Below are 24,043 nucleotides of genomic sequence, written 5' to 3'. Positions count from 1 at the left end.
CGTGGACCGAAAGGACGTCGGGAAGTAGGACACTGGGCCCATGCGCGCAGCACACCCGTCCAGTCCCGAAGTCTCAGCCCGGATGAGCCGGCAGACCAACCGGGACACCAGTGCCGAACGGGCGGTGCGGCAGCTTCTCCATGCTTCTGGATACCGCTACCGGATCCACTATCCGGTGCCGGGCATGCGCAGACGGAAGATCGACATCGCATTCACGCGCGCCAGGTTGGCCATCCTCATCGACGGCTGCTTCTGGCACGGCTGCCCGGAGCACGCCACCAGTCCCAGGGCGAACGCGGAATGGTGGCGACAGAAGCTCGATCGCAACATCGCGCGGGACCAGGAGACAAACGCACAGCTGCTGGCCGAGGGCTGGACGGTCCTGCGCTTCTGGGAACACGAGTCACCGGACGCAGTCGCGCGTCAGGTGGCCGAGGCGGTCGAGCGGGAGAAGGCAAGCAGGCGGAAACGATCCACGAAAGGCGGGGGCCGATGAGCGAACTACGATTCGTCGACGTGTGCGCGGGGGCAGGTGGATTGGCCATGGGGCTGGAACATGCCGGCTTCGAACCCGTACTGCTCCTGGACGAGAAGCCGGTGGCCTGCGACACCCTGCGCATGAACCGACCGGCGTGGCAGGTCCTGGAGACGGATCTGCTGGAATTCGCCCCTTCGCGGCACCAGGAGATCTACGACGTCGACCTGCTGTCAGCCGGGCTGCCCCGCGTGAAGTCCAGCGCGACCGTAGCACGAGCCGAGACCAAGGCCGAGCTGCGTTTGCTCGAGGCAACCGTCTATCTGGCGCACGCAGTCCAGCCCCAGGCCCTGCTCATCGAGAACGTACCGGAGCTGGTGAGCGCGCCCGACTACGAGCCGATACGCGATTTGATACGCGACGAGCTCGATCATCTCGGCTATCGATTCCGGTGGTTCGTCCTGAACGCAGCCGACTTCGGGGTGCCGCAGGAGCGGAAGCAAGGCGTGCTCGTCGCCCTCAAGAAGCAGTACTTCGACGCGTTCCGTCCACCGGAGCCGACAGTGCGCGAGCATCGGTCCGTCGGTCGCGCTCTACGCCGGTCCATGGCCATGGGCGGTTGGCAGGACGCCGACCGGTGGGCTGCCCAGGCTCTCAGCGTGGCTCCGACCCTGGTGGGTGGGTCGGACAGACGGGGAGGCGCGGATCTGGGTCCGACGGGGACGAAGAAAGCCTGGGCCCGTATGGGAGTTGATGGCGGCACTGTGGCCGATGACGTTCCCGGCCCGGACTTCGTCTGGGCTCCTGAGACAGGACGCCACGGGATGGTCAGGATCACGACGGGCCAGGCCGCGCTTCTGCAAGGCTTCCCATCCGATTGGAGATTCGCCGGGAAGAAGACAGCCCGATATCGTCAGATCGGGCACGCCTCACCGCCGCCAGTGGGCAGGGCACTTGGGCTGGCAATCCGAGCTGCACTGGGGGCGCCCGCCGCCCCCGTCGCCGGCTACACTTCCACTCCATGAACAGCCCGGGAACACAAGCTCACCATCTCGATGATGTCCGCATCTTGGACCTCTTCGCAGGTCCGGGTGGACTCGACGTGGCAGCGCACTTCCTGGGCTTCAAGAGCATCGGGATCGAGTGGGACCGGAACGCGTGCGAGACGCGCTACGCGGCAGGGCTGCCGACGATTCATGCCGATGTGAGCGTCATGCGCAAGACCCGCTTCGACGAGATTCCGAAATCGGTCGACGTGCTCGCCGGGGGGCCGCCCTGTCAGTCCTTCTCCGTCGCAGGTAACGGCGCCGGACGGCGAGCGCTGGACACGGTCAAGGAGTTCATCCACCGCCTTGTGAACGGGGACAAGGAGGACGAAGCCAAGATCGACGAGGATCTGCGCGCCCTCGGCGACTCACGCACCGCCTTGGTCCTGGAGCCCCTTCGCTGGCTCATCAAAGCGATCGAAACAAAGGACCGCGACCCGTACAAGGTGATCGTTCTGGAGCAGGTACCTGCGGTACTGCCCCTCTGGGAGGTCTACGCGAAACTTCTACGCGGCGGCGAAGGGCGGCTTGAGGGTATCAAGTACGAAGCGGAATGTTGGGAGTTGAAGACCGAGCAGTTCGGGGTGCCGCAGACGCGCACACGGGCCGTACTCGTCGCTCGACTCCCGGAGCATGGGGCCATCGAACCGCTTGAGGCAACTCATCTGCCCTTCGATCTCCATCGGGGGAAACGCAACGTTGCTCAGGCGGATATGCTGCCGACCGATTCCACGATTCCCGGGGCCAAGCCGCACTGGATCTCCATGGCAGAGGCCCTCGACGCGGCGAGCAAAGAGAAGGACTCCCCCGTGGATGTGTCCCGGCTCCGGACGGGAGGCAAGATGAAGTTCTTCGTCGTGTCGAACTACGGCTCCGGAGGCGACCCGAAGAACCGAGGCCGGCGCAAGTCCTCCGAGCCCGCCTTCACGGTCACCGGGAAGATCTCCAGGAACAAGGTCTACAAGAGCATCACGGAATACGAAGCCGACCAATCCGACCGTTTCACTATTCCGGAATCCGGAGTTCTCCAAACTTTCCCGCACAACTTCCCGTGGTCCGGAAAGGACCAGGCCCAGCAGGTCGGCAATGCCGTACCCCCACGAGTGGGCATGCATGTACTCGGCATGGCATTGCGTGGGAACGCCCCCTCGGACGAGGAGTTGGCAGCCGCGAGCACTTGGCCGAGCGTGTCCGGGGCCACCACGGATGAGCTGCGTCGCCTCGGGTGCGGTGATCAGAGTCAGTGTCCTCCGGAGTCACACAAGGTCACTCGCTCTCGACGGGAGTCCGCCCCCTGACTTGCGCGTCCGCAAACAGTTCCTCGAAGTGACCCACCAGTCTCTCAACCGCCTCCTCCGGAGCCCGCTCCTCCTCCGGGCCTTCGGGCAGGTTGTTCCTGGGCGTTGGAAGAGATGATTCGGCACCCTCGATCCAATCGCGCAGCGCCTGCCCGTCACGTTCGACGTCCGGAGCGAGGACGTCGTACATCAGGGTCGCCGCAGCAGCGTTGACCGCGGGCGTGAGGCCGTTTACTTCTCGGCCGGTACGTACAACCCCTCGCTCCATCAGCCTGACGAGAGCCAGAGCGGTAGGGCGATGGTCAATGACATCCAGTCGAAGAGCAGAATTGAGCATGTCCTGGTTGGCACAAGCCACTACGACTGGTCGGTAGTCCGGGCCGTCGCGGAAGAGTTCCGCCGCCCACCAGAGTCGGGCGAACGTCTGCTTGTAGTGCGGGCCGACGAACCTGTCGCGGGCCACGCGCCCGTGCGAACCGTCCGCCCTCGGTTCAGACAGGTGCCGCCATACGACATAGTCAGGCGCCACGCCAAGGGCCAGATACGTCCAAAGCCGCTTCTCAGCCGCTTCCCGACGGGTCAGTCGAAGGGTCTCGTGCAGTCGCGGTGCCAGCCACGCGTCCGCGGCCGTGGGGCGCTCGTCCCGGAATCTGTCCAGTACGTGGTCGATCAGATCCCGGACTCGGTGCAGCTGCAGCCTCGCGTCGTCACCCGGCAGCGGCTCGGCCACCTTGTTCAGCGCGATGGAAGGGACGTCGTCGCGTCCCTCGAGCAGTCCTGTGGAGATGTACTCGGCGGCTTGCACATCGGAGAGCAGAGCAAGCCGCTCCGGCAGGTGCTCGGGGCGGGAAGTCACGCGTGAGTCTCCTGGTCAAGTCGTTCGATGTCGCGGACAGCAGCGGCCAACGCTTTGGGAACCTCAGCACGACGTGCGGCTGCGTACTGGATACGTGGTTGTAGATCCGCCCAACTTCCCTGGCCGGCCCGGCGGATGTGCACCTCTCGGAGAGCGTCCTCCACCGACCGCCCAGGAACGATGTCCGGGAGCATCTCTCGGAGCACTGCACCTCGCCAGTCGGACGGGAAGAGCGGAGTCCCGTCGTCCTCGATTTCCAGGTCGCCGATAGCAGTGTGGAAGACCGCGGTCCAGACATCGGCGCACATCTGGGCCAGCACCATCTCGCCCACCACGCTCTCCACCTTGGAGCCCTGGCTTTCCACGAGGGCTACGAGACCCTCGAAGTCCGAGTTCAGGCGCACGGTGGGCATCCGCCCCGCGGTATCCACGATCCAGGGTGCGTCCCGGAAACTCCGCAACCACTCGGCGCCACGGGCGAAACTGACTGTGCTGACCTCGAGTTGGCGATCTCTGAGCGGGGCGTCGGCCGTCACGTCGATCAGCCATTCCTGGTCGGTGGAGGCGATGATCCGACCCGCTATCCCCCCGACTGTGGCCACCACGTGTACAGCGAGGGACGCACGGTCCACGTAGTTGTCCCGGTCGAGCTCGATCTCCCCGGTCCAATCCCTACCGCCCGCCGCATCGGGTTCCAACCGGGCAACAGTGCGTGTGTTGGTGGCCCCCTCCGCCAGAACGGCGACAGCCATGACGTCGCTCCAGTGGCCCTTCGTCTCGATCTCACGAGCCGGTATGGTCGCCGTCAGGGCTAGCCGTGCAGTCTGCCAGTCGTCGCGCTCGGCCCTACCGAGTGCCACGACCTGCTCGATAACTGAGTACCCCCTGCTATCCAGCTGCTCACGGGTGTCGCCGGGGCCGCGCAGCCGCACGGCCGTGACTCGCACAGTCACCGCGCCGGTGAGTCGGGGGTACGGGTAGACCCTCACGCGACGCCTCCCTTGATCTCCTGGAGTTCGACGACAAGACCGGTCAGTGCGGCCCGCACCGGATGTGTGGACACATCGGTGACGCCTCGAAAGACTGCACGGCGGCCTCCCGAAGTGAAATACAGTATGCCGTCGAACAGTTCACAGTTGCTGACAGCGACGAGCTCAGCCCACTTGACCACTGGACGAGGACCGGAGCGAACCTCCAACTTGGCGACGGGGCTCATACGCCAGAGCTCTCCTCCGGGCGGCACCTTAACCTCAGCGGTGATCTGCCACGCCCCGGAGGGGCCGATCACTGCCTCCAAATCGTCCAGTTTTGGAGGCGCCACCGTTCCCCTGACCTTGCCGGTAGGCTTGCCAGAGATCTTGAGCCGCTTGCTCACCTTGCTCGTGCCACTTGGCCTCTTCTCTTTGGGGATCGCCACAAGTTCGTGCACAGCCTTGTTGGTCTCCGACGTCAACACTGCAATTCGCCGATGGGCCGGGGGCGAGTAGCGCATCCTCAACTCATCGGTCTGACCCCATTTGTTGTGCTCCGGCGGCTCGGAGGAACGTAGAAACTCCTCGGCTTCGGCCGCGAATGGCGCGTCGTCTCCCGCCGCCAGGCCCGCGAGCAGAACTGCTTGGAATGGGTTGGTTCCCAAAGGAAGGCCTGGCACCCAGCTGGTCTTGACCGTCATTCGATTGCCGCGCATCGCGGTCACCTGGTTGATCCTGCCATCGGCGTCCGTGGCTTCGGTGACGAGGAGCACCGCCCGGTGCTCGCCGGCCGTATCGGTAAGACCATCCCTGGCGGGAACCTTCAATGGCACTGTGGTGAGCGCTACTTGGCCTGCCTCGGTGAGACGGTCCACCGTTGTACCGCTCAGGAAGGCTTGAAGAGCACGAGAACGCGCGGGTTGATGGACCTGTGGCTCGACTCTCTCCTCCTCAAGGTGCTCCACTCCATTGCGCAGGGTCCGCACCGATGCCTCCAGCAGTGGCCCACGGTCGCCTCCCGCTGTCATCGAAGCCCAAAAATTACGCCCGAGCGCGCGAACCAACCTCTGGTGCATGCGCTCCAGGCTGTCCTCGTCATCACCCACGTCGCCTTCTTGGTCCTGCCCGGCCGCGGCGAGGCTGGCCACGTCATGTGCTCCGACGATCAAGAAGGATGTTCCCGGGTCGTCGCCATCGCGGGTGAGATGCAGGCTCTCGACCGTCTCTTCGTCAGCCCACCAGGAACGGACGACCTCTGCGTTGTCCGCCTCGACATCCGGCCGACCCAGCCAAGCGGGACCGGCGAATCTCCTGCGGTCCACCTCCCGCCAGGGCAAATCGAGTCGTCCGATCAGCCGCCGCTGGGTGTGTCCCTCGTGCGGCTCGCTGAGCGTGGAGTTCATGAGGACGAGCCCCAGACGGCTGGTCGCCCAGAGCGTGGCCTTTCCGAGACCGTATGAACCGCCGGCCGCCACATCCGACTTGCGGCTTTCGAGTTGGCGCCGCACCACGGCAGCGAATCGGCCGTCCTCGTAGTCGTCACCGGTCAGTCCGTTGGCGTTGTAGTCGTCGATGCGGAGAAGGACCAGGCGATCCCGCTCGAACATCTCCCGCAGACCAGCGCTGATGACGCGTCCGACCTTCTGGTCTTGGGCGGCGGCCGCCTCATAGTGCGGGTGGAGGTCATGCCAGCGGATCGCCGTGAGGAACCGGGCCAGAGTGTCACCGGTCAGTTCATGCAGGGTGTAACGAACTCTGACCGGGCGGTCGTTGCTCCTGTCACGCTCGTCCAGGCTGTTCTGAGTCGCCTCGCGGGCCAGGACCTCCAAATCGGCCTCGAAGGCGAAGGCCGCCGCGTTGCCGAACTCCCGTCCCCCATCGTCGTGTCCGGGGCGGTGATACCACGCGACTGGCGTCTCCGCGGGTTCATCCTGTCGCTTCGGACTCACCGAGGAGCACCGCCCGGTTTCGCTCTCGACTCCGAGGACTTCCTGCACCCTGACCAAAAGGTCCGGGCGAGGCACGGAGCGTTTGTCGAGCCAGGCCTCGACAAGCGCTCTCGTCACTCCCAACTGGTGTGCCAATTCGCTTGTATCTGTTCCAGTTCCTTGCATCCGCTCGGCCAACCACCGACCGAACTCCGTTCCCTCCGAGGCCACCGTTCCCTCTCTCCCCTCGGAATTGCTCTCTTCCTCCGGCGTGCCGACGCTGTCATTCGGCGTCGACTCGCCGGCCCCCGTGTCCTCCCGCCTCCCCGGAGGTTCGGTCCCTTCAGCGGCCTCCTGAACGATCTTCCGAGCGGCCCTCAGACGGCGGCGTTCCAGGTCAGGATCGTCGGGATCCAGTCCCATTTGGATCCTAAGGTCCTTCAGTGCACGCTTCTCGATCTGCCGAATGCGTTCGCGCGTGACTCCGAATTGCCTACCGATTTCGTCCAGCGTCCAGGGCACACCGTCGATAAACCCGTATCGCAACAGAAGAACTTTCCGAGTTCTCTCAGTGAACACGCACGCATCGAAGAGTTGGAACAGCTCCTGACGCTCGAATTCGAACCAGAGTGCCTGCTCCGGGCTCGGCACCGGCCGAAACTCATCAACGACCAGTTCTCCCAGAGTCACGGTCTCGCCTACGGGTTGCTCAAGCGAGAGAACCGCCCGATGGGCCAACCGCAGACACTCCACCACCCTTGCGGGACTGATCTCACACGCCAAGGCAAAGTCATCCACATTGGGGCTTCTGCCTTGATCGAGAAAGACCCGCTCCTTCTTCCGCACCTTCTCCACGTCGGTCCAGATATGTACTGGGAGCCGAATGGCTGCCTCTTCGTTTATTACAGCCCGAGTGATGCGCTGCCGAATCCACCAGGTGGCATAGGTGGAAAATTTGCACCCCATGGAAACATCAAACTTCTCCACAGCGCGGATGAGCCCGATCATGCCATGCTGCGCAAGATCCTCATACATGGGACTACCCGCCCGACGCCCCATACCATGCAGGATCTTGTGAACGAGTCGCTGATTATGGACAACCATGGCGGATAAGGCCCTGTACGCCTCGCTCTCTCGCGGAAGCCCCGCCAGGTAGCCATCGGGCAACGCCTCCGACGACTTTCTCGCTCCTCGGAACAAGAGGCAGAGCCCCACTTCCTCCTCGGCGCTCAGCAGCCGACGGTGCCGGTTCACCCGCCTGCGATCGACCTCGAGCAGCTCCCGAGCCGTTCGACGAGCCGCTTCCATGTCGGTGATACGCACCGTCCCTCGAAGGGACTCGAGGTCCGGGACTTCCTCTTCCTCCTCGGGGGGATCCAAGTCATCGAAACCACCGTCGAGACCAGCCTCGTCGTCTGAGGTCATGCTCTGCCTGAAGTCAGGCTCCTCTTCGACGGGTTCGTCTTCCACCTCCGCCGAGACCACGGCCTCATACAAGGCATGGGTCTCCTGCTCGTCGAGGCGCGCAGCCCTCATCACCTGCCGCAGAGCCGCACGGCGTTCAAGTCCTTCGGCCGTGAATCGACGTATGAGGCCGACGAGCAGGTCCCGACCAGCGTCATCCATCCGCGTGCTGGGTACAGCGCCCCGCTCCGTGGTCATCACGCTCCCGCGCTCTGTCTCTGTTTCCTCGTAGTCCATCACTCATCCGGCCGTCGCGCCCATCCTTCTCGCCAGAGCCCGCGCCCCGAGGGTCCAACACTCGGTATTTTGAAGCCGTGTTGGCGTGACCATGGGGAGAGTTGATGCGCATCATTCCGAGCGAGATCTCGAGCAGCACCAGGAGCCAGGCCGAGCGCAGTGTGTTCGCGGCGCTCAAGGCGATCCCCGATGACCAGAGCGTCGCGCTGCACACGGTTCATCTCCCCCAGCACCACAAGAAGCGTGTCGGCGAGATCGACTTCGTCGTCATCATGCCCGACATCCTGCTCTTCATCGAGGTCAAGGGCGGTCGGGTCCACCAACGCGACGGGAAGTGGTACTACGGTCCGCCCGGTCGCGAGGAGGGCCCGAAGGAGAGCCCTTTTGCACAGGCCAGCGGGGGTATGCACGAGTTCGATCGGGAGATCAGCGCCCTGATCGGTGACTTGAGAGACCACGGTGTCCCCAGCGGATACCTCGTGATCACCACGGACGTCGACGTCCGACGCACGACCGAGTTCGAGCCGCAACAGTACCTCGGTACCACCGCGTACGACGGCGGACGCGGTTTGGCACAGGGCATCGATCGGGCCACTCGCTTCTGGCTGACGCAGAACAGGTGGGCCCGCACCCCCGTCCCCGCCTCCCTCCGCAAGAAGATGCTCGAGGCCATCCGCCCGGATTTCGACCTCGTACCCAATCTGCAGTCCCGACTGACCCATCTCGACGTCGCCTTCGAACGCCTCACCCAAGAACAGTTCGACAGACTTGACGAATCGGAGTCCAACCCACGCCTCATCTGGACCGGTGGCGCTGGCACCGGCAAGACGTTTCTCGCCGCCGAAGCGGCCCGTCGCAAGTCCGCCCATGGCAGCGTTCTCTTCACCTGTGCGAGCACCACACTGGCGACCCATCTGGGCCACATCCTCGCCGACCAAGCGATCACTGTCCTGCCGTTCAACCGCCTCGACGAGGTTCAGGGGCGCGTGTTCGACCAACTGATCGTGGACGAGGCGCAGGATCTGATGACCCTCGAGAGTCTCGATACCCTGGAGCATCTCGTCTCGGGTGGCCTCGCTGAGGGCCGATGGATCTTCATGCTGGACCAGAACAACCAGGTACTGGATCTAAACGCCTACGATCCCGACGCCTGGGAGTACCTGGACTCACTCGGCTCCGTATACGGGCCCATGAAGCGCAACTGCCGCAACACCGTGCAGATCGTCAAGCAGGTCCGCCTCTACACGGGCGCCGACCTGGGTATCGCCTCCGCGGGTGAGGGTGAGCCGGTCCGCTTCGTCGACGTGCACGATGCTGTAGAGGAGGCCTCCACTCTCGACGCCTACGTGAACGAACTCGTGCAGGAGGGTGTCTCACCGCGGGACATCACGGTGCTGTCCTCCTCCGGCAACTGGGAATCAAGCTCGGCCCGTCTGTCACAGCGAGCCTCAAAAATCGAGCGATTCGCCGATGTGGTCGGAACTGACCGCACGAAGCACCGTCTCACCTGGTCGTCCCTCCCCGACTTCAAGGGCCACGAGAACCATGTCGTCTGTCTGATCGACCTCGCACCTGAACACCTCGAGGGTCGCCTCGACGCGCTCTACGTCGCCTGGACCAGGGCCCGTGCCCAGCTCTGGGTGGCCTGCCAGCCCGGCACCCGCCAGATATTGAAAGACTTGGGAGCAGCCGCCCTGATGCGAGAGGGGCGTCTCAAGTGAACGACTGGGCATCACGGCTCTCCGATCACCGAGCCGACTTTGTGGCGTACCTCCGCGACCAGCTAGTGGGCCCGGCCGTCGCCGACGACGAGATCCTCGTCGACCCGCCTGACCGGCGCTACATGATGGGCACGTTGTATCCGCGCGGCGCTTCCTTGCTGGAGCACTCCCAAGACGACGGCGAGCAGGACTTCAACGAGACCCAGTCCGGAAACGGAGAGGAGGACAGCTTCGCCGACGATCCGGTAGCCGAGGCCAACGCCTGGCTGCCCTCATCTCTCGGATTCTCCTTCTTCACCAACGCGCAAGAAATCAAGGTGATTTGTGGCGCTTCCCGCTACGTAACATCCCGTGAGGGCGGGCGTCGCAGCTGGCGAAGGCAACCGCGGCTTTCCACAACGGAGACCGTCGCCGCGGGACGGACGTCCCCTATCGGCGTTCTGGACGGTCACGGTCGTCTCCATGTCCGGTGGCGCCCTTTCGGCGTCGGACATCTCGTCACCTGCGTGTTGGCCAACGCGCATGACGAGGAGGAGAGCACCTACAAGGACCGCGACCTGATGCTCTTCCAGGCCGAACTGCAGGCGACGACACTCGAAGGATCGATCCTCGAGTATCCGAGCACCCGTCTCAACAGCCGCGACGAGGAAGAGCAGGAACTTCGCGTCCAGTACCGGCATATCGTGACCAGGGCCGTGGGACACGGATGTGCCGTCGAGTGGGACGACGACCCCGCCCAGGTCACCACCGTGCGAGCGCAGGTGATGCCTCAGCAGGTGGTCGAGCACATCAAACCCGACGGCCCCACGGACCTACCGGTACTCAACCTCGCGCACCTGTCCGACACCGATATCGCAGTGGAGGACCTCCGGGCCGAACTGCACGCCTTCGTCCTGGGCTATCACCGATGGTTCGAGTCCCAGCAATCGGAGGCGAAGGGCCTGCAGCAATGGGCCGCAGCACCATCCGCACGCATCCTCCACCGCATCGGGACCGCACTCGACCGCATGACGTCGGGGGTGGAGGCCCTCACCGCAGCAACCTCCGCAGGAGCCCAAGCACGCGAGGCTTTTCGCCTTGCCAACCGGGCCATGGCGCTCCAGATGCTCCACAGCCGCCCGGAACTGGCGGGCAGCCGTCGCCGCAGGAACGGCGAAGTACTTGAACTGTCCGAGCCCGATCGCGACTATGCGTGGCACCCGTTCCAACTTGCCTACTTCCTGCTCGTGGTCCAGGGCCTTATGAACCCTGAGCACGAAGACCGTAAGACGGTCGACCTCATCTGGTTTCCCACAGGTGGAGGCAAGACGGAGGCATACCTCCTCACTGCGTGCTTCGAGATCCTCTGGCGACGGCTGCGGTTCGGCGCTGCCGGGGGCGGCACGGCCGTTCTGAGCCGATACACGCTGAGTCTTCTCACCACACAGCAGTTCCAGCGCACGGCGACTGCCATCTGTGCCCTGGAGTACATCAGGAAGGGACTCGACGGCCCGCTGCCCCACGATCTGGGGCAGGAGCCCATCTCCATCGGACTCTGGGTGGGCAACGAGACGACACCGAACAAGATCTCTTCCGCGCAGGACAAGCTCGGTGACCTGAAGCAGATGAACGCACCCGATGATCGCTTCCTGCTGGAACGCTGTCCCTGGTGCGGAACCGAGATCGTCCCGGAACGGCAGGGGCAGGACCGGGACTTCGGCATCCGGGCAGATGGAGTCGCCACCTCGTTCTTCTGTCCGCGCGACTCCTGTGTCTTCCACGAGTGGCTTCCGGTGTCCGTCGTGGACGAACAGATCTACAAGGAACCCCCGACCTTCGTGCTCGGCACCGTGGACAAGTTCGCACGACTGGCGTGGGAGCCGGAGGCCGGCAGCCTCTTCGGCAGAAACGGCATGCGCGCACCCTCACTGGTGATTCAGGACGAGTTGCACCTGCTGGCTGGCCCATTGGGAACAACAGTCGGCCTGTACGAATCGGCCATTCTCGAACTATGCGCCTGGCGCGGAACCGTACCGAAGGTCATCGCGTCAACAGCAACTATCCGACGCTCGCAGGACCAGATCCGCAGCCTTTACGGCCGCCCGGCACAGCTCTTCCCTCCGGCGGGGATCAAGGCTGGCCACTCCTATTTCGCGTCACCGGACGAGAACAAGCCCGGGCGTCTGTACGTGGGTGTCATGGCACAGGGGCACACGGCCTCGACCTCGACCGTTCACGTGGGCGCCGCCGCCTTGCAGGCCCCGAAGGAGATCTGTGACGACGATGCTCTTCGCGACGCGTACTGGACTGTGGTCGCCTATCACAACAGTCTGCGGGAACTCGGTCGAACCGTCACGATCGCGCGAGACGACATCCCTGCGCGTCTCGAGCATCTGACGAAGGACGGCACTCGGCGACGCAAGCTCAACGACGACTCGGTGGTCGAGCTCACCAGCAATGTTCCACGCGCCGCTCAGCCACGACTCCTCGAGCGCCTGGGCAAGAGTTTCAAGGAACGCGGCAGTGTCTCCTTCCTCGCCACCACCAACATGCTCTCGGTGGGTGTCGACGTTCCACGGCTCGGTCTCATGGTCATGAACGGGCAACCCAAGACGACATCGGAATACATCCAGGCCACCAGCCGCGTAGGCCGTCGCCATGTGCCGGGACTGATCGTCACACTCTTCCGCTCGACCAAACCACGCGACCGGTCCCACTACGAATCGTTCGGTGTCTACCACCGCTCGCTCTACCGGCACGTCGAACCCACCAGCGTCACACCGTGGTCCATGCCCTCTCGCAACCGAGCCCTACACGCCGTGCTCGCCATCCTGGTACGACACGGAATCGGCCTGAGCGCGGAGAACAAGGCTGGGGACGTTCTTGATCACACGGCCGAAGTCTCCCGGATCCGTGACCTCGTGGTCGATCATGTGCGCCGGGCCGATCCAGGCGAGGCCGATGCCGCCGCCGAACAGCTGGACTCGCTGATCGAAGCCTGGCGGCAGGAGGCCGAGATCGCGCGGGGCGACGGCAGCCGTCTCTACTACCGGCCCCAGGGGCGGTCGCACGCATCGCTCCTCACCGACTTCGGCAAGCAAGACGGCTTGTGGGAGACGGCTCAGTCGATGCGCAACGTCGACCGTGAGTGCCTCGTCTACGTAAAGGGAACGTGAGTGCAGTGAAGGATATTCGTCGCAAAGTCCGCAGAGCACAGACCATCGTGCCCTTCGGCGTCGGCGGGATCATCGACATCCGAGGCGAATCGTTCGTAGCCGCCGATATCCGGAGCTGGGCGGTGAGCGCCGAGCGGGTGGAATCACCGCGGCTCGCGAAGAAATTGCGGGTTGCGGAGTTCCGCTCGGCCCCCGTCATCCCCTCCGGAAAGGCCGCCTACGCGGCCCGTAACGGGCCCTCATACGTACGTTTCCCTAAGTGGCTGTTCTGTCCTCAGTGCAGGGAAATGCGGCTTTGGCGCACGGATCACGAGGTACGGGACAGGCAACCGATCTGCGGGCGTTGCCCAGGAAAGCCGCAGCTGGCCCCGATGCGCTTCATCCAGGTGTGCAGGGCGGGCCATATGGCCGACATCGACTGGCATCGATGGGCTCACTCCAAGAGTGACAGGCATGATCAGCGCCAATGCCAGGTTCGTCGGCTTCGATTCATCGCCACTCCCGAATCCTCCGGGCTGGAAGCCCTCCGTATCGTCTGTGCTGTCTGCCGGGCCGGACGCAATCTGGCAGGAATCAGCCAGGAAAGCATCCTGAAGCAGATGGGCCGAGGGTGCCCCGGAACCCACCCGTGGCAATCCGATACCGACGAGGCGGTCTCCTGTGAGGAAACACCGCGAGCCGTACAGCGCGGCGCCTCCAACGTGTACTTCCCGATCACACACTCGGCGATCGACATCCCCGCACCTACGGGTCTGTCCGAGGAAGACGAATTGACCCAGAAGGTTGTCAATCACTGTATGTGGCTGGACTTCAACAGTGCGCACGATGGCCCGATGTCCGATGCCCTCAGAACCGTGATCGCCAACCAGTGCGAGGTTCCGGAGGAATTCGTGGAAACTCTGCGACGCCGCCACGCCGACGAAGTGGCGTCGATGCCGTCTGCGGCTGATTCGGACGACGATCTCAGTATCGCTGAATGGGCGGCATTTTTCGCCCCTGAATCAGTCGCCGATTCAAAGACATTCTCCGTGCGCCGTACCCACCTCGGGGTCTGCCTCAGCGATCCTGAATCCATGCAGGAGCTGGCTGTGAGCGTCTCCGCAGTCGTTGTCGCGGACCGGGTACGCGAGGTACGCGCGCTCGAAGGATTCTCGCGCTACGAGCCCAGCTCCGGCGACGACGAAGAGGGCGAGGGCGGGCGTGTCGTATCGGTCAACACGCAGGCCCCGACCCGATGGCTGCCCGCCGTGGAGACCTACGGCGAAGGAATCTTCATCGCCGTCAACGAGGAACGTGTGAGCGCTTGGGAGAGGCTGCCGTCGGTACGCGACTGGACACGTCGCATCGAGCGCGATCTGGACGCCTCTTTCAAGGCCGACCGCCTCAGAGGAAAATCCGGTCCGGAGCTCCTCCCTCGATTCGTTATGCTGCATACCTTGGCCCATCACTTCATCCGCCAACTCTCATATGACAGTGGGTACAACGCAGCCTCGCTTCGGGAGCGTGTCTACGCCCGAAGTCACGCACCGGGCAGCGGACTTCCGCCCCAAGCGGGCGTGTTCATCTACACCGCCGCCGGGGATGCGGAGGGAACGTTGGGCGGCCTCGTCCGCCAGGGGCAACCACCGAACCTCGCCGAGACCTTGATCCGGCTACTCGAATCGGCGCAGTGGTGCTCACAGGATCCTCTGTGCGCCGACTCGACGGGTAGGTCTCTGGCCAACCTCAACCGTGCTGCCTGCCATGCCTGCACACTCCTTCCCGAGACGTGCTGCGAGATCGACAACTCTCTTCTGGACAGAACACTGTTGATCGGCGACGGCGAGGTCCCAGGATTCTTTCGAGGAGTAGTTCAGGCTGCGCTCGAGGAATCGGCCGGAGCCGTCGATCTACCATGAAGATCCCTTCCCTCCTCGACCTCGATATCGAGCAGCAGGCCGTTATCAGTCTTCCGTTCCACGGAAGCCACGTCATCACCGGAGAACCTGGCGCCGGAAAGACCGTGATGGCCGTCTATCGCGCCTGGGCACTGGCGACCGCCGGTCGCCAAGTCGTTCTCCTCACGTACTCCAATCTGCTGCATCAGTATCTCGCGCAAATGGCACCGGACCTCACGGAAGCTCTCAACGTCACCACCTATCACCTGTGGATCAAGGATTTCTGGCGCCGGCACTTCCGGACCGATCCGCCATGGATCGACGAGGACGGTTGGATCTACGACTGGAGCGAGATGCAGCGGGACTGCGTCCTGCAGAGGGTCGGGGCGACCATGCACCTGGTGATCGACGAGGGCCAAACACTGCCTGTCGCCTTCTATCAATTGTGCCGAATCCTTGGCGTCGACGTCACCGTGTGCGCAGACGAGAACCAGCAGATCGACGACGATCAGAGCACCGTGTCCGAGATATGCCAGGCCCTTGGCATACGGGGCGACCCACTCGTGCTGCACGAGAACCGCCGGAACAGTCGGGAGATCGCGATGCTGGCGTCAGAGTTCCGCGAGACGGCCGGGAGTGAGATTCCCTTGCCGACACGTTTGGGTTGTACACCCACTGTCTTGAAAGTTCCCTCCCTGGGGTATCTACTCACTGGAGTTTCCCAGTATTTCAACGCGCATCCGGGGCGAAGCATCGGAATCATCTGCAGGTCGACCCGTTTGATGCGGGACATCCAGAGCGAACTCACGCGCCTCGGGCTTGCGCAGCACACCCAGGCCTATGTACACGGTGATCGATACCGAGACGCCGTTGACTTCTCAACGCGGCCTATCCGGATCGTGAGCGCAGCCAGTATGAAGGGCTTGGAGTTCGACACCGTCTTCGTGCCGGACCTGGATGCGTACACAGAGGACCCGACCAGTGTGGACGCGCGTCTTCGCTTCTATGTGCTGTGTACTCGAGCCCGCGAGGATCTCCACTTTGCTCACCGCGGCCCCCAAGAGCCCGCCATCCTGTCGAGCATCCCAGAGTCCTTGCTGGTGCGACATGCCGGCTGACCTTGCAGCGCAGCATTCCAGGTGACACGCCACCGTATGACAGCGGCGTGCCAGATGCGTGCCAGTACCGAAGGTGAACCGCGGTCAACACCGGTCGCCCAAAACCCGCCGCCTAGGCCCCTCCCCTCCCATCGCCGCAGGTCAGAGCTCCAAGGCACCCGCCCCGCCCCCTGATTCCCAAGCTCAGAGCGCGGGTTCGATTCCCGTCACCCGCTCCACGACGAAGGCCCAGGTAAGAGACCTGGGCCTTGTTTGTTGTCTAGACCAGTTTAAGGCCGCGTGCCATTCGCGTGCCATAAGCGCCCGATTACCACCCCGAATTGGACGACACAAGCCCCACGGCGAGCCCGCGAGGCCTTGGCGTCTCACATCTTGAGACTCATTTTTAGTGCTCTGAGCCACACGACTAGCGGGCGAGCCCACAGGCTCAGAGCCAAATCCCACCTCGGTGGCGTCTTCGGCCCCATGCGTCTGCGCATGAACGGAGCCAGCGTCGACGGCACTCTCGCCGACGGCGCCACCACCTACCCCTCCAGCGCCGACCGGCTCTGGAAGCCAGACCCTAACAGCGAAAATCTCTTCTTCATGCTGGAGCGTGAACACGAAAACTTCTCGTTCGGCATGAACGTGGAGTTGCAGGATCGCGAACCTGTCAGAAGCTCTGGCTCGGCTCCGCGTGGCCTAGGTGGCCCCTGGGAAGTCTCGGAAAGCCCCTGGCAATGCCCACACTAAAACCACCTAAACCACCTAATCAGGTGATATCCAAATGCCCTGCATTCCTACTAGTGTGACCGCCATGACGACAAGCCCCTTACCCTCCCAGCTGGGAGGGCAGTTATGGGTCCAGACCACCCAGGTCGACTTCCTTCACCGCCCTACGAGCAGCTATGCACCCGTCACTGAGGTCCCGACACTCACGATCCCCTATCCCGGCTGGTGGGAGGTTTCCTATCACGCCCGCCTGGTGGTTCAACAGGCAGCCACCACCTATACAGATGGGTGGGTCGGAACAGCACTGTTCTTGGATAGGGTGCTCATCGATGGTAGCCAAGCAGTTGCCGGTATTGGTGCTGCTGCGAGTGTGCGCCTCGAGAACACCATCGGGCAGACGTTCATGTTCAAGTTCGACGGCGGTGAGGTCGTAGCGCTCAATGCCCGCGCGATTGGGCAGGCAGCCGCCTGGACGGTCCAGAGCAACAGCGACGGACGCACCCAAATCATGGCGCACTTCGTGAGTCCCAGGGGTGATCAGTCCCCCTGAAGCGGGACCAAAGGTGCTGACTCGTCCCGCCGGGGCGTGCTGAGCTGGTGCTGACTTGAGGGGAAGTCATCGGGCATATTGCTTGGTGACTGCCCCTTTGGCCTTTAACGTCTTTCTCCAACCTGGCGACCTGCAGAAGACCGACGTGCGAACCATGAATGCCTACATCGGCAGTCACATGGGCGAAGCCACGCTCTACGCCGACGTCGAGTTCAGCTTCCGCATCGAATCCTGACCGCGCGCCACGCGTGCCAAACGACCGCGCCGAGGCCGCCCATGCACTCCTGGGCGGCCAATGGGCAGCAAGCGCCGTGCCCCGCTGGCATCGTTCGTGAGCGGGGCACGGTCGGGAGCCGGTGCGGCGCTCGCGTTCATTCACATCTCGCGCCTGGCCAGTCCTTCGGCGTCGCGTTGACGTGGGAGAAGCGGGTGGACCGCCGACGTACGCCGCCAGCAGGTCTCCAAGATGGCTTTCAGCAGCCGGTAGGACTTGGCGACCGTGGTCGCCCCCGTGGCCGTTAGGCGCTCGGCACGGCAAGTCCTCACCCGAGACGGACTGATGGCATTCACGTACAGCGAGCCAAACGTCGGTTCCAAGTGCAGGCGAAGCAGCCTGCGGTAGAGCTCGTCCGTAGTCGGCGCGACGCCTCGCTCGTCGATCCAGCGTGTGGCGTACTCGCTGAACAGCACCTCGCCTGCGGCCGGATCGATCCAGTCGCCCCGCGTCTGGTCGGCTTGGATCTGCGCGAGGAAGACCTCGGCCTCGCGCTTCGTCTCGTACGTATCCGGGGCCGCGCGCAGCGCGCCGTCCGTGCCGGGATAGCGGGCTTGGTACCTGCCGGAGGGCAGCTTGCGGATCGCGCCGAAGCTGCGGCGCGGCGCCCTCTTCTTCGGACGGGCCATCAGGCGGCCCTCACGTAACGCGAGCGCATGCTGCGAACGGGTTCGACCGTGCGCTCCTCTACATACGCGGCCAGAACGCTCTCGGCGATGCGGACGTGCTTGCGACCCGGCAGAACCGGCCGCTGGACGCGGTGGCCGATCATTTACATCGACGCTTTGTGGATCAAGATCCGCTCCGGATCGGTGGTCTCCAGGCCGGTCTACCTGGCCGTCGGGGTGGACATGGACAGTTGCAAGGACACGCTCGGTTTGTGGGTCGGTTCATCCCGGGCGATTGCCCCAGGCCCTGCGGTAGGGCTAGCACCCCCCAATCCCCGGGGGCATGCACCGTCGCGGGCGACCGCGTGCCGGATGAAGGCTAAGACTCACAAGAAAGCCTTCGGCGGACCGAGGTCACCAACCAGCGGCCCGAACGGCCCCTGCCCTCCTTGCCCTTCATGGAAGGAATCCCGTGTCCAATCCCCCCACGCGCCTCCGGCGTCTGCGCCACACCGCCGCCGCCCTGGCAGGCATCACGCTCGCGGCCTGCGGGCTCGCCGCCTGCGACGGCCCCGCCCGGGCAGCCGCACACCCCGCCGCAACAACGTCCCCGACTACCGCAGCCTCAACCTCGCCCACAGCAACCAGCGCTCAGCCATCCCTCCACGTGATCACCAACGACGGACACAAGCTGGCGTTCTACGTCACCCCCGGCCACCTGCCGGCCATCGTCCTCGACGCCGGAGGAGGACTCGACGCCTCGTACTGGAAGAAGGTCGCGCCCGGCATCGCACAGCAGACCGGGTCCGAGGTCATCACCTACGACCGCTCAGGGGAAGGCAGGAGCAGCGACGTTCCAGGGCCCTGGAAGGCACAGAACGCCGCGTCCGACCTCGCGGCCGGGCTGACCCAACTGGGAGTCACGAAGAACGTGGTTCTGGTCTCCCACTCGCTCGCCGGAGAGATCGCCACATACTTCGTCAACGAACACCCGCACTGGATCTCCGGGTCAGTCCTGGTGGACGCAAGCCTGCCCGAGTTCTACACCGACAGCGAGACGGCCAAGCTCGTAGCGGCGAACCAGCAGCAGATCGCGGCGCTGAAGAAACAGCCGCAGACCAGGGCGACGCGCCAACTCCTCGCCGAGGCCGACAACTACGGCCCCGTGCACAACGCCTACCACAAACTCAGCTGGCCTCAGAGCGTTCCTGCCATCGCGATCGTCTCCTCCCAAACCCCTTTCACGACCTCTCCCGCCGACGCACAGCTGTGGAAGCAGGCCCAGCAGGAGTTCGTCAGCGCCGCACCCAACCGCCGCCTCGTCGTGGCACAGAACAGCTCACACGACATCCCCATCGACCGGCCGGATGTAGTCATCAATGCGATCGAGGACATGGTCAGGCAAGTGGGTTCCTGACCGTTGCTCAGCAGGAGATGTCAATCCAACGGCGCGAACCTCCCATGTAGATGACTACTTGCGGTGGCGCGCGCCGTTCCCCGCACCCGGCATGCCTTCGTCCCCGTCGGCGCCTGGCGGCTGAACTTACAGGTGCTGAACTGGATCGAGGCCGAGTTCGCACCCGACTCATCGATCATCACGGGCACCAGGGCCTTCCTCCGGGTGGATTCAGCGGGTGTGAGGCCGCTCACCGGCCTCGGCGTCAGGGCGGGCGGCGGCTTGCTCGGCGCGGTCTGCGATCTGCTGGAGCGCGGCCAGGTGTGCGCGCAGTCGTTCCCGGCCGGCGGCGGTGGCCCGCACCCAGGTGCAGCGCCGCTGGCCGACGTAGCCCTTGCGGATCTCGACGAGCCCGGCGCCGCCGAGCGTGGTGAGCTGCTTGGACAACGCCGAGTCGCTCAGCCGGGCGTGGTCGCGGACGAAGGCGAACTCGCACCAGGTGGTGGCGGACACCAGGGAGACGATGGTCAACCTTGTTGGGTCCAGGAGGAGTTGCTCCAGTCCGGGGACGGCATCGGGTGCGGCGCCGGCGGCTTGGTCAGTCATGCTCATGCGGCCGCCGCGTGACGGGCCATGCGCCGCACCACCACGTTGATCAGCAGACCCACAGCAACCATCCGGAGCATGTGCTTGACCAGCGGCAGCGCGACCTACAGACGCTTGTTGTAGCCGGATTGCTGGGGCAGGTACGGGAACCGGTCGGAGAGGCGCTTACGGGCAAACCGCAGCCGCCGCGCCGCCAGCGCCGTGTTTGACGCTGTGTCCGCCCCGCCGCTCCGCCTCGATGAACGGGTGCACCGGCCACCGGGTCTCCTGGATCGCAACGCCCTCTCCCCCCTGCGCAGCGAGATCGCGGGCGGAACAACCGCCATCATCACCTTCGGCCCCGTCAACGACATCCTGGCGCCCCTCGATCAGCACCTCTGATCGGCGACAACACCCACGCCACGAACCTGAACCCCGCCAGCCCTGGACTGACCCTCAGTTACGAGAAACGGTCACTCCCCGTGCCTCCAGTTCGGTCATGACACGGTCGGGGTTGCCGTGGAACGCATCCATGCTCATGCGGTAGGTCATCGTGACTCGTTCGAGGGACGGAAGGTCGAGCAGGGGACGGCAGTCCGTGAGGGCGCGGCTGGAGCCGAAGCGGACTTCGGTGAGGTCGCGCAGGCCCACCAGGGCGCTGATGTCCTCCAATGCCGGCATTCGGCGAATGTCCAAGACGCGCAGGGGCTTGTGGTCGGCCAGGCGGGACAGGTCCTTCCAGTCCACGTCCTGCAGGGAGAGCGTGCTGAGCGAGCCGATGCGGATGTCGTGCACCAGCGGGCAGTCCACGAGCTCCAGTTCCCTCAGCGCAGGACACTGCTCCAGGGCGCACAGCGAGGTCAGGTTGGCCACGCGGTAGAAGCCCACTTGGTTCGGTTGGGCGGCTCCGGCCAGACCGCTGATGTCCGTGAGCGCGGGGCAGTCCACCACGTTCAGTTTGGTGAGCGAGGGCAGGTCGCCGAAGTGGTCGAGGTCGGTGAGGGCGGGGCAGTCCGAGATCCGAAGCCCGCACAGTGTCGGCAGTCCGTCGAGGCGGCCGGGGGTGCGCAGGTTGTGGCATGCCCAGATGTCCCATTGGGTCAGCTGGGGGTGGACTCCGAGGCCGGTGAGGTCGAGCAGTCCGTCGCAGTCGCTGACAGTGAGCTGTCGAGGGTCGGACAGCGGCGCGAACGGTGAGAGGTCACGGAGCCGGTGGGTGCCGCGCACGCTGAGGCGTCGCAGCGACGCAAGACGCGCGAGTTGGGAGAAGTCCTCCAGGGCTGGGCAGGCGGCGAGGAAGACGAACTCCAGGGAGGGCAGGGGTGCGACGCCCGTCAGGGAGGTGAGCTGTTCGCTGTCGGTGACGACCAGCCTGGTCAGGTTCGTCAGCGCGGATATCCCGTGCAGATCGCGTAGTGCGGGACAGCCGGTGACCTTGATCTCCGTCAGGCGGGGGTGGGAACCGAGCCCGCGGACGGTTTCCAGACGTGGGCAGTCGGCGAGGGTCAGCTCGGTCAGGTTGTGCACGGAATCGATGCCGGCCAGGCTGCGAAGCTGTCCGCAACTGCGTAGATCCAGCACGGTGAGAGCGGGGACGCCACGCAGGCCGGTCAGGTCGCGGATGCCGGTCCAGCCGAGGTCGAGGCTGGTGAGCCGGGTGAGTCCGGACAGTTGGCCCGCGTCCTTGAAGGCCCGGCAGCCGCGCAGCGTCAGGCGTTCCAGCAGGGGGAAGGCCGCGCCGAATCCGGCGGTGGAACGCACTCGGGTCATGCTCAGGTCCAGGTCGCGCAGTCGCCCCAGCGTCAGCAGGGGCGTGGTGTCGGCCACGGCCCGGCATCGGCGCAGGTTGAGACGGGTCAGCTCGGTCAGGCGGCCGAGCGGCGTGAGGTCCTCGACTCCGGCGCAGCCGTTCAGATCGAGGTCGGTCAGGCCGCTGAGCGCACCTACCTCCGTGAGGTCGGTGATTTCCTTGCAGCGGTCGAGGTGAAGCCTGCGGAGCATGGTCAGGTGCCGTAGGCCGGACAGCGAGGACATGCGCCGCAGCCGCAGTTCGGTCCGGCCCTCTCGGGTGAAGGCCGGAGCGAGCAGGGCCGCGCAGAAGCCGTCGGGATCGGCGGCCTGCGCCCAGAGCCGTATCAGCTGCTCCGACGAGCAGTTCGCGATGCGGCCGAACCGGGCAGCCAGCTCCAGCGCCTCGCCGTCGTCGGAGATCACCACCAGCTCGCGGACCGCCTTACGCGCCTGCACGGGCGAGGCGATGTCCAACGGCTCACGCATATCGGCGAGTTGGGCGGCGACATCATCGTTGCTCGAAGTCATGGCACGGGGCTCCAGGGGGCGGGTGTGACATGGGCCGCCCCGGCCAGGGAGCTGCGACGCTCTGCCTCTGGGCAGCGGGATGAGGGACATCGTCACACCTGGCAGGAGCCCAGGGCCAGGCGATTCCCCATCCGAGGAGTGCTGGGGCCGGTTGCACTGACCGGGGACTTTGGTTGAGAGCCGCGCCCACGCCTTCTCTCTTGTCGAGGTCTCCAACGCAGCTGCGGGGTTGGGACTTACGAGGCCAACTGCTCACGTGCGTTGTGACCAGAGTTGGTCGGCCTAACGCCACGTTCGGGCTGGCTGATCTCGGCCCACACCGCATCGAGGGAGAGTCCGAGGACATCGGCGATCGCCGCGATGGTCGAGAAGGCGGGGGTGGCCACGCGGCCCGACTCGATCTTCCGGAGGGTCTCCGGTGAGACACGTGCGTCGAGCGCGATGTCGAGCATCGAGCGCTCTCCCCTGGCCCGACGCAGGAGGGCGCCGAGGCGCTGTCCGCGTTCGACCTCTGCGGGAGTGAGCGGCAACCTGACCATGACTCCAATTCTAATACCGGTATAGTGTGACCGGTATAGTTATTGGTTGCGTGAGGAGAGTGCCACATGATCGAGATCCTGAACCCCGCCCTACTGGCCCGAGCAAAAGACACAGGCGCCCTGGTCGCTGACATCCTGCAGACGCTGAAGAGCCGTAGCACGATCGGCACGAACCTTCTGGACATCGACCGGTGGGCCGAGACCATGATCGTCGAGGCGGGCGCACTGTCCTGTTACGTCGACTACGAGCCATCCTTCGGACGCGGCCCGTTCGGCCACTACATCTGCACGGCCGTCAACGACGCCGTGCTGCACGGACGGCCATACGACTACACACTTGCCGACGGCGACCTGCTGACACTCGACCTCGCCGTCTCCAAAGACGGAGTCGCTGCAGACTCCGCCATCAGCTTCATCGTGGGCGACGCAAAGCCCCCGGAAAGCGTCGCGATGATCAACGCGACCGAACACGCGCTGGCCGCAGGGATCGCCGCTGCCAGGCCCGGAGCTCGCATCGGCGACCTCTCCCACGCCATCGGCACGGTCCTCAGCGAGGCGGGGTACCCGATCAACACCGAGTTCGGAGGTCATGGCATCGGATCAACGATGCACCAGGACCCGCACGTTGCGAACACCGGACGGCCCGGCCGTGGATACAAACTGCGCCCTGGGCTGCTCCTGGCACTGGAGCCCTGGGTCATGGCGGACACCGCTGAACTCGTCACTGATGCCGACGGGTGGACGCTCCGAAGTGCGACAGGCTGCCGGACAGCACACAGTGAGCACACGATCGCTATCACCGACGACGGAGCCGAAATCCTCACCTTGCCGAAGCAGGCGCAGCCGTGAGGTCGGAGCCCCCGTGCTCCCCCGCGCACTGGACCCAGCCGCTGGACCGGGCCCTGGTCCGCCGCC

General features: G+C 64.8%; 18 protein-coding genes and 3 pseudogenes. 13 read left to right on the top strand and 8 right to left on the bottom strand.

Annotation, left to right across the window (positions count from 1 at the left end; genetic code table 11):
• Positions 1 to 40 precede the first annotated feature (40 nt).
• The 3 genes from P2L57_RS23575 to P2L57_RS23565 are packed head-to-tail and all read left to right on the top strand — an operon-like array spanning position 41 to position 2,819.
• The gene (locus tag P2L57_RS23575) at positions 41 to 496 is read left to right on the top strand and encodes a very short patch repair endonuclease (RefSeq protein WP_275817749.1); all 456 of its coding nucleotides are present in this window, start codon (positions 41 to 43) and stop codon (positions 494 to 496) included.
• The gene (locus P2L57_RS23570) at positions 493 to 1,500 is read left to right on the top strand and encodes a DNA cytosine methyltransferase (protein ID WP_275817747.1); all 1,008 of its coding nucleotides are present in this window, start codon (positions 493 to 495) and stop codon (positions 1,498 to 1,500) included. Before P2L57_RS23575 ends, P2L57_RS23570 begins: the two co-directional genes overlap by 4 nt.
• Positions 1,497 to 2,819 carry a DNA cytosine methyltransferase gene (locus P2L57_RS23565; RefSeq protein WP_275817745.1) on the top strand — a complete coding sequence of 441 codons (1,323 nt, stop codon included), beginning with the start codon at positions 1,497 to 1,499 and terminating at the stop codon, positions 2,817 to 2,819. Before P2L57_RS23570 ends, P2L57_RS23565 begins: the two co-directional genes overlap by 4 nt.
• Here the strand turns inward: P2L57_RS23565 and P2L57_RS23560 are convergent.
• The 4 genes and pseudogenes from P2L57_RS23560 to P2L57_RS40825 all read right to left on the bottom strand — a co-directional run.
• Positions 2,788 to 3,675, bottom strand: a complete 888-nt coding sequence (locus tag P2L57_RS23560) for a DUF6339 family protein (RefSeq protein WP_275817743.1) — start codon at positions 3,673 to 3,675, stop codon at positions 2,788 to 2,790. The two genes, P2L57_RS23565 and P2L57_RS23560, sit on opposite strands and share 32 nt — an antisense overlap.
• Positions 3,672 to 4,664: a hypothetical protein gene (locus P2L57_RS23555; RefSeq protein WP_275817741.1), complete on the bottom strand. Its 993-nt coding sequence runs from the start codon at positions 4,662 to 4,664 to the stop codon at positions 3,672 to 3,674. Before P2L57_RS23555 ends, P2L57_RS23560 begins: the two co-directional genes overlap by 4 nt.
• The gene (locus P2L57_RS40830) at positions 4,661 to 6,760 is read right to left on the bottom strand and encodes a helix-turn-helix domain-containing protein (protein ID WP_275817815.1); all 2,100 of its coding nucleotides are present in this window, start codon (positions 6,758 to 6,760) and stop codon (positions 4,661 to 4,663) included. The genes P2L57_RS23555 and P2L57_RS40830 overlap by 4 nt, the downstream gene beginning before the upstream one ends.
• Positions 6,761 to 7,009: 249 nt before the next feature.
• A pseudogene (locus P2L57_RS40825) lies at positions 7,010 to 7,678 on the bottom strand (sigma-70 family RNA polymerase sigma factor); the annotation flags it as partial.
• Positions 7,679 to 8,379: 701 nt separating this feature from the next.
• On the opposite strand from P2L57_RS40825, the gene P2L57_RS23540 reads away from it, so the two are divergent.
• From P2L57_RS23540 to P2L57_RS23515, 6 genes are all read left to right on the top strand, one after another.
• Positions 8,380 to 9,996: a nuclease-related domain-containing DEAD/DEAH box helicase gene (locus P2L57_RS23540; protein WP_275817739.1), complete on the top strand. Its 1,617-nt coding sequence runs from the start codon at positions 8,380 to 8,382 to the stop codon at positions 9,994 to 9,996.
• Positions 9,997 to 10,061: 65 nt separating this feature from the next.
• A complete protein-coding gene (locus P2L57_RS23535; protein ID WP_372515877.1) occupies positions 10,062 to 13,151 on the top strand; it encodes a helicase-related protein in 3,090 nt (1,029 codons plus the stop codon).
• A complete protein-coding gene (gene drmB / locus P2L57_RS23530) occupies positions 13,148 to 15,049 on the top strand; it encodes a DrmB family protein (protein WP_275817735.1) in 1,902 nt (633 codons plus the stop codon). Before P2L57_RS23535 ends, drmB begins: the two co-directional genes overlap by 4 nt.
• Positions 15,046 to 16,146 carry a DEAD/DEAH box helicase gene (locus P2L57_RS23525; RefSeq protein ID WP_275817733.1) on the top strand — a complete coding sequence of 367 codons (1,101 nt, stop codon included), beginning with the start codon at positions 15,046 to 15,048 and terminating at the stop codon, positions 16,144 to 16,146. Before drmB ends, P2L57_RS23525 begins: the two co-directional genes overlap by 4 nt.
• Before the next feature lie 465 nt (positions 16,147 to 16,611).
• The gene (locus P2L57_RS23520; protein ID WP_275817731.1) at positions 16,612 to 16,878 is read left to right on the top strand and encodes a hypothetical protein; all 267 of its coding nucleotides are present in this window, start codon (positions 16,612 to 16,614) and stop codon (positions 16,876 to 16,878) included.
• A 64-nt stretch (positions 16,879 to 16,942) separates the two neighbouring features.
• Positions 16,943 to 17,407, top strand: coding sequence for a hypothetical protein (locus P2L57_RS23515; protein ID WP_275817729.1), 465 nt, complete (start codon positions 16,943 to 16,945; stop codon positions 17,405 to 17,407).
• A gap of 456 nt (positions 17,408 to 17,863) precedes the next feature.
• On the opposite strand, the pseudogene P2L57_RS23510 reads toward P2L57_RS23515, so the two are convergent.
• Positions 17,864 to 18,310: pseudogene (locus P2L57_RS23510) on the bottom strand (tyrosine-type recombinase/integrase); the annotation flags it as partial.
• Positions 18,311 to 18,402: 92 nt separating this feature from the next.
• Between P2L57_RS23510 and P2L57_RS41150 the strand changes: the two are divergent.
• Positions 18,403 to 18,574: pseudogene (locus P2L57_RS41150) on the top strand (transposase); the annotation flags it as partial.
• A gap of 382 nt (positions 18,575 to 18,956) precedes the next feature.
• Positions 18,957 to 19,706 (top strand): alpha/beta fold hydrolase, encoded by a 750-nt coding sequence (locus P2L57_RS23500; RefSeq protein WP_275817727.1) that lies wholly within the window; start codon positions 18,957 to 18,959, stop codon positions 19,704 to 19,706.
• A gap of 210 nt (positions 19,707 to 19,916) precedes the next feature.
• On the opposite strand, the gene P2L57_RS23495 is transcribed toward P2L57_RS23500, so the two are convergent.
• On the bottom strand, positions 19,917 to 20,297 hold the full coding sequence (locus P2L57_RS23495) for a transcriptional regulator (RefSeq protein ID WP_275817725.1): 381 nt from the start codon (positions 20,295 to 20,297) through the stop codon (positions 19,917 to 19,919).
• A gap of 240 nt (positions 20,298 to 20,537) precedes the next feature.
• On the opposite strand from P2L57_RS23495, the gene P2L57_RS23490 reads away from it, so the two are divergent.
• The gene (locus tag P2L57_RS23490) at positions 20,538 to 20,672 is read left to right on the top strand and encodes a hypothetical protein (protein ID WP_275817723.1); all 135 of its coding nucleotides are present in this window, start codon (positions 20,538 to 20,540) and stop codon (positions 20,670 to 20,672) included.
• 54 nt (positions 20,673 to 20,726) lie between these two features.
• Here P2L57_RS23490 and P2L57_RS23485 read toward each other — a convergent pair whose 3' ends face one another.
• Complete coding sequence (locus P2L57_RS23485; RefSeq protein WP_275817721.1) at positions 20,727 to 22,589, bottom strand: leucine-rich repeat domain-containing protein; 1,863 nt, start codon at positions 22,587 to 22,589, stop codon at positions 20,727 to 20,729.
• 236 nt (positions 22,590 to 22,825) lie between these two features.
• Positions 22,826 to 23,128 (bottom strand): helix-turn-helix domain-containing protein, encoded by a 303-nt coding sequence (locus P2L57_RS23480; protein ID WP_275817719.1) that lies wholly within the window; start codon positions 23,126 to 23,128, stop codon positions 22,826 to 22,828.
• A gap of 66 nt (positions 23,129 to 23,194) precedes the next feature.
• On the opposite strand from P2L57_RS23480, the gene map reads away from it, so the two are divergent.
• Complete coding sequence (gene map / locus P2L57_RS23475; RefSeq protein ID WP_275817717.1) at positions 23,195 to 23,977, top strand: type I methionyl aminopeptidase; 783 nt, start codon at positions 23,195 to 23,197, stop codon at positions 23,975 to 23,977.
• Positions 23,978 to 24,043: the final 66 nt, after the last annotated feature.

Origin of the sequence: Streptantibioticus ferralitis (assembly GCF_029223525.1) — a bacterium.
GTDB lineage: Bacteria > Actinomycetota > Actinomycetes > Streptomycetales > Streptomycetaceae > Streptantibioticus_A > Streptantibioticus_A ferralitis.
Note: the sequence above shows the minus strand (reverse complement) of the source record. Positions and strands in the feature narration are given on the sequence as shown.

Excerpts from the sequence above, each read along its gene's own strand:
- P2L57_RS40830 (WP_275817815.1), bottom strand. The coding sequence starts at position 6,760 with ATGCAAGGAACTGGAACAGATACAAGCGAATTGGCACACCAGTTGGGA.
- P2L57_RS23520 (WP_275817731.1), top strand. The coding sequence starts at position 16,612 with ATGCGTCTGCGCATGAACGGAGCCAGCGTCGACGGCACTCTCGCCGAC.
- P2L57_RS23485 (WP_275817721.1), bottom strand. The coding sequence starts at position 22,589 with ATGACTTCGAGCAACGATGATGTCGCCGCCCAACTCGCCGATATGCGT.
- P2L57_RS23570 (WP_275817747.1), top strand. The coding sequence starts at position 493 with ATGAGCGAACTACGATTCGTCGACGTGTGCGCGGGGGCAGGTGGATTG.
- P2L57_RS23575 (WP_275817749.1), top strand. The coding sequence starts at position 41 with ATGCGCGCAGCACACCCGTCCAGTCCCGAAGTCTCAGCCCGGATGAGC.
- P2L57_RS23480 (WP_275817719.1), bottom strand. The coding sequence starts at position 23,128 with ATGGTCAGGTTGCCGCTCACTCCCGCAGAGGTCGAACGCGGACAGCGC.
- P2L57_RS23515 (WP_275817729.1), top strand. The coding sequence starts at position 16,943 with ATGACGACAAGCCCCTTACCCTCCCAGCTGGGAGGGCAGTTATGGGTC.
- P2L57_RS23565 (WP_275817745.1), top strand. The coding sequence starts at position 1,497 with ATGAACAGCCCGGGAACACAAGCTCACCATCTCGATGATGTCCGCATC.
- map (WP_275817717.1), top strand. The coding sequence starts at position 23,195 with ATGATCGAGATCCTGAACCCCGCCCTACTGGCCCGAGCAAAAGACACA.
- P2L57_RS23525 (WP_275817733.1), top strand. The coding sequence starts at position 15,046 with ATGAAGATCCCTTCCCTCCTCGACCTCGATATCGAGCAGCAGGCCGTT.
- P2L57_RS23540 (WP_275817739.1), top strand. The coding sequence starts at position 8,380 with ATGCGCATCATTCCGAGCGAGATCTCGAGCAGCACCAGGAGCCAGGCC.
- P2L57_RS23495 (WP_275817725.1), bottom strand. The coding sequence starts at position 20,297 with ATGAGCATGACTGACCAAGCCGCCGGCGCCGCACCCGATGCCGTCCCC.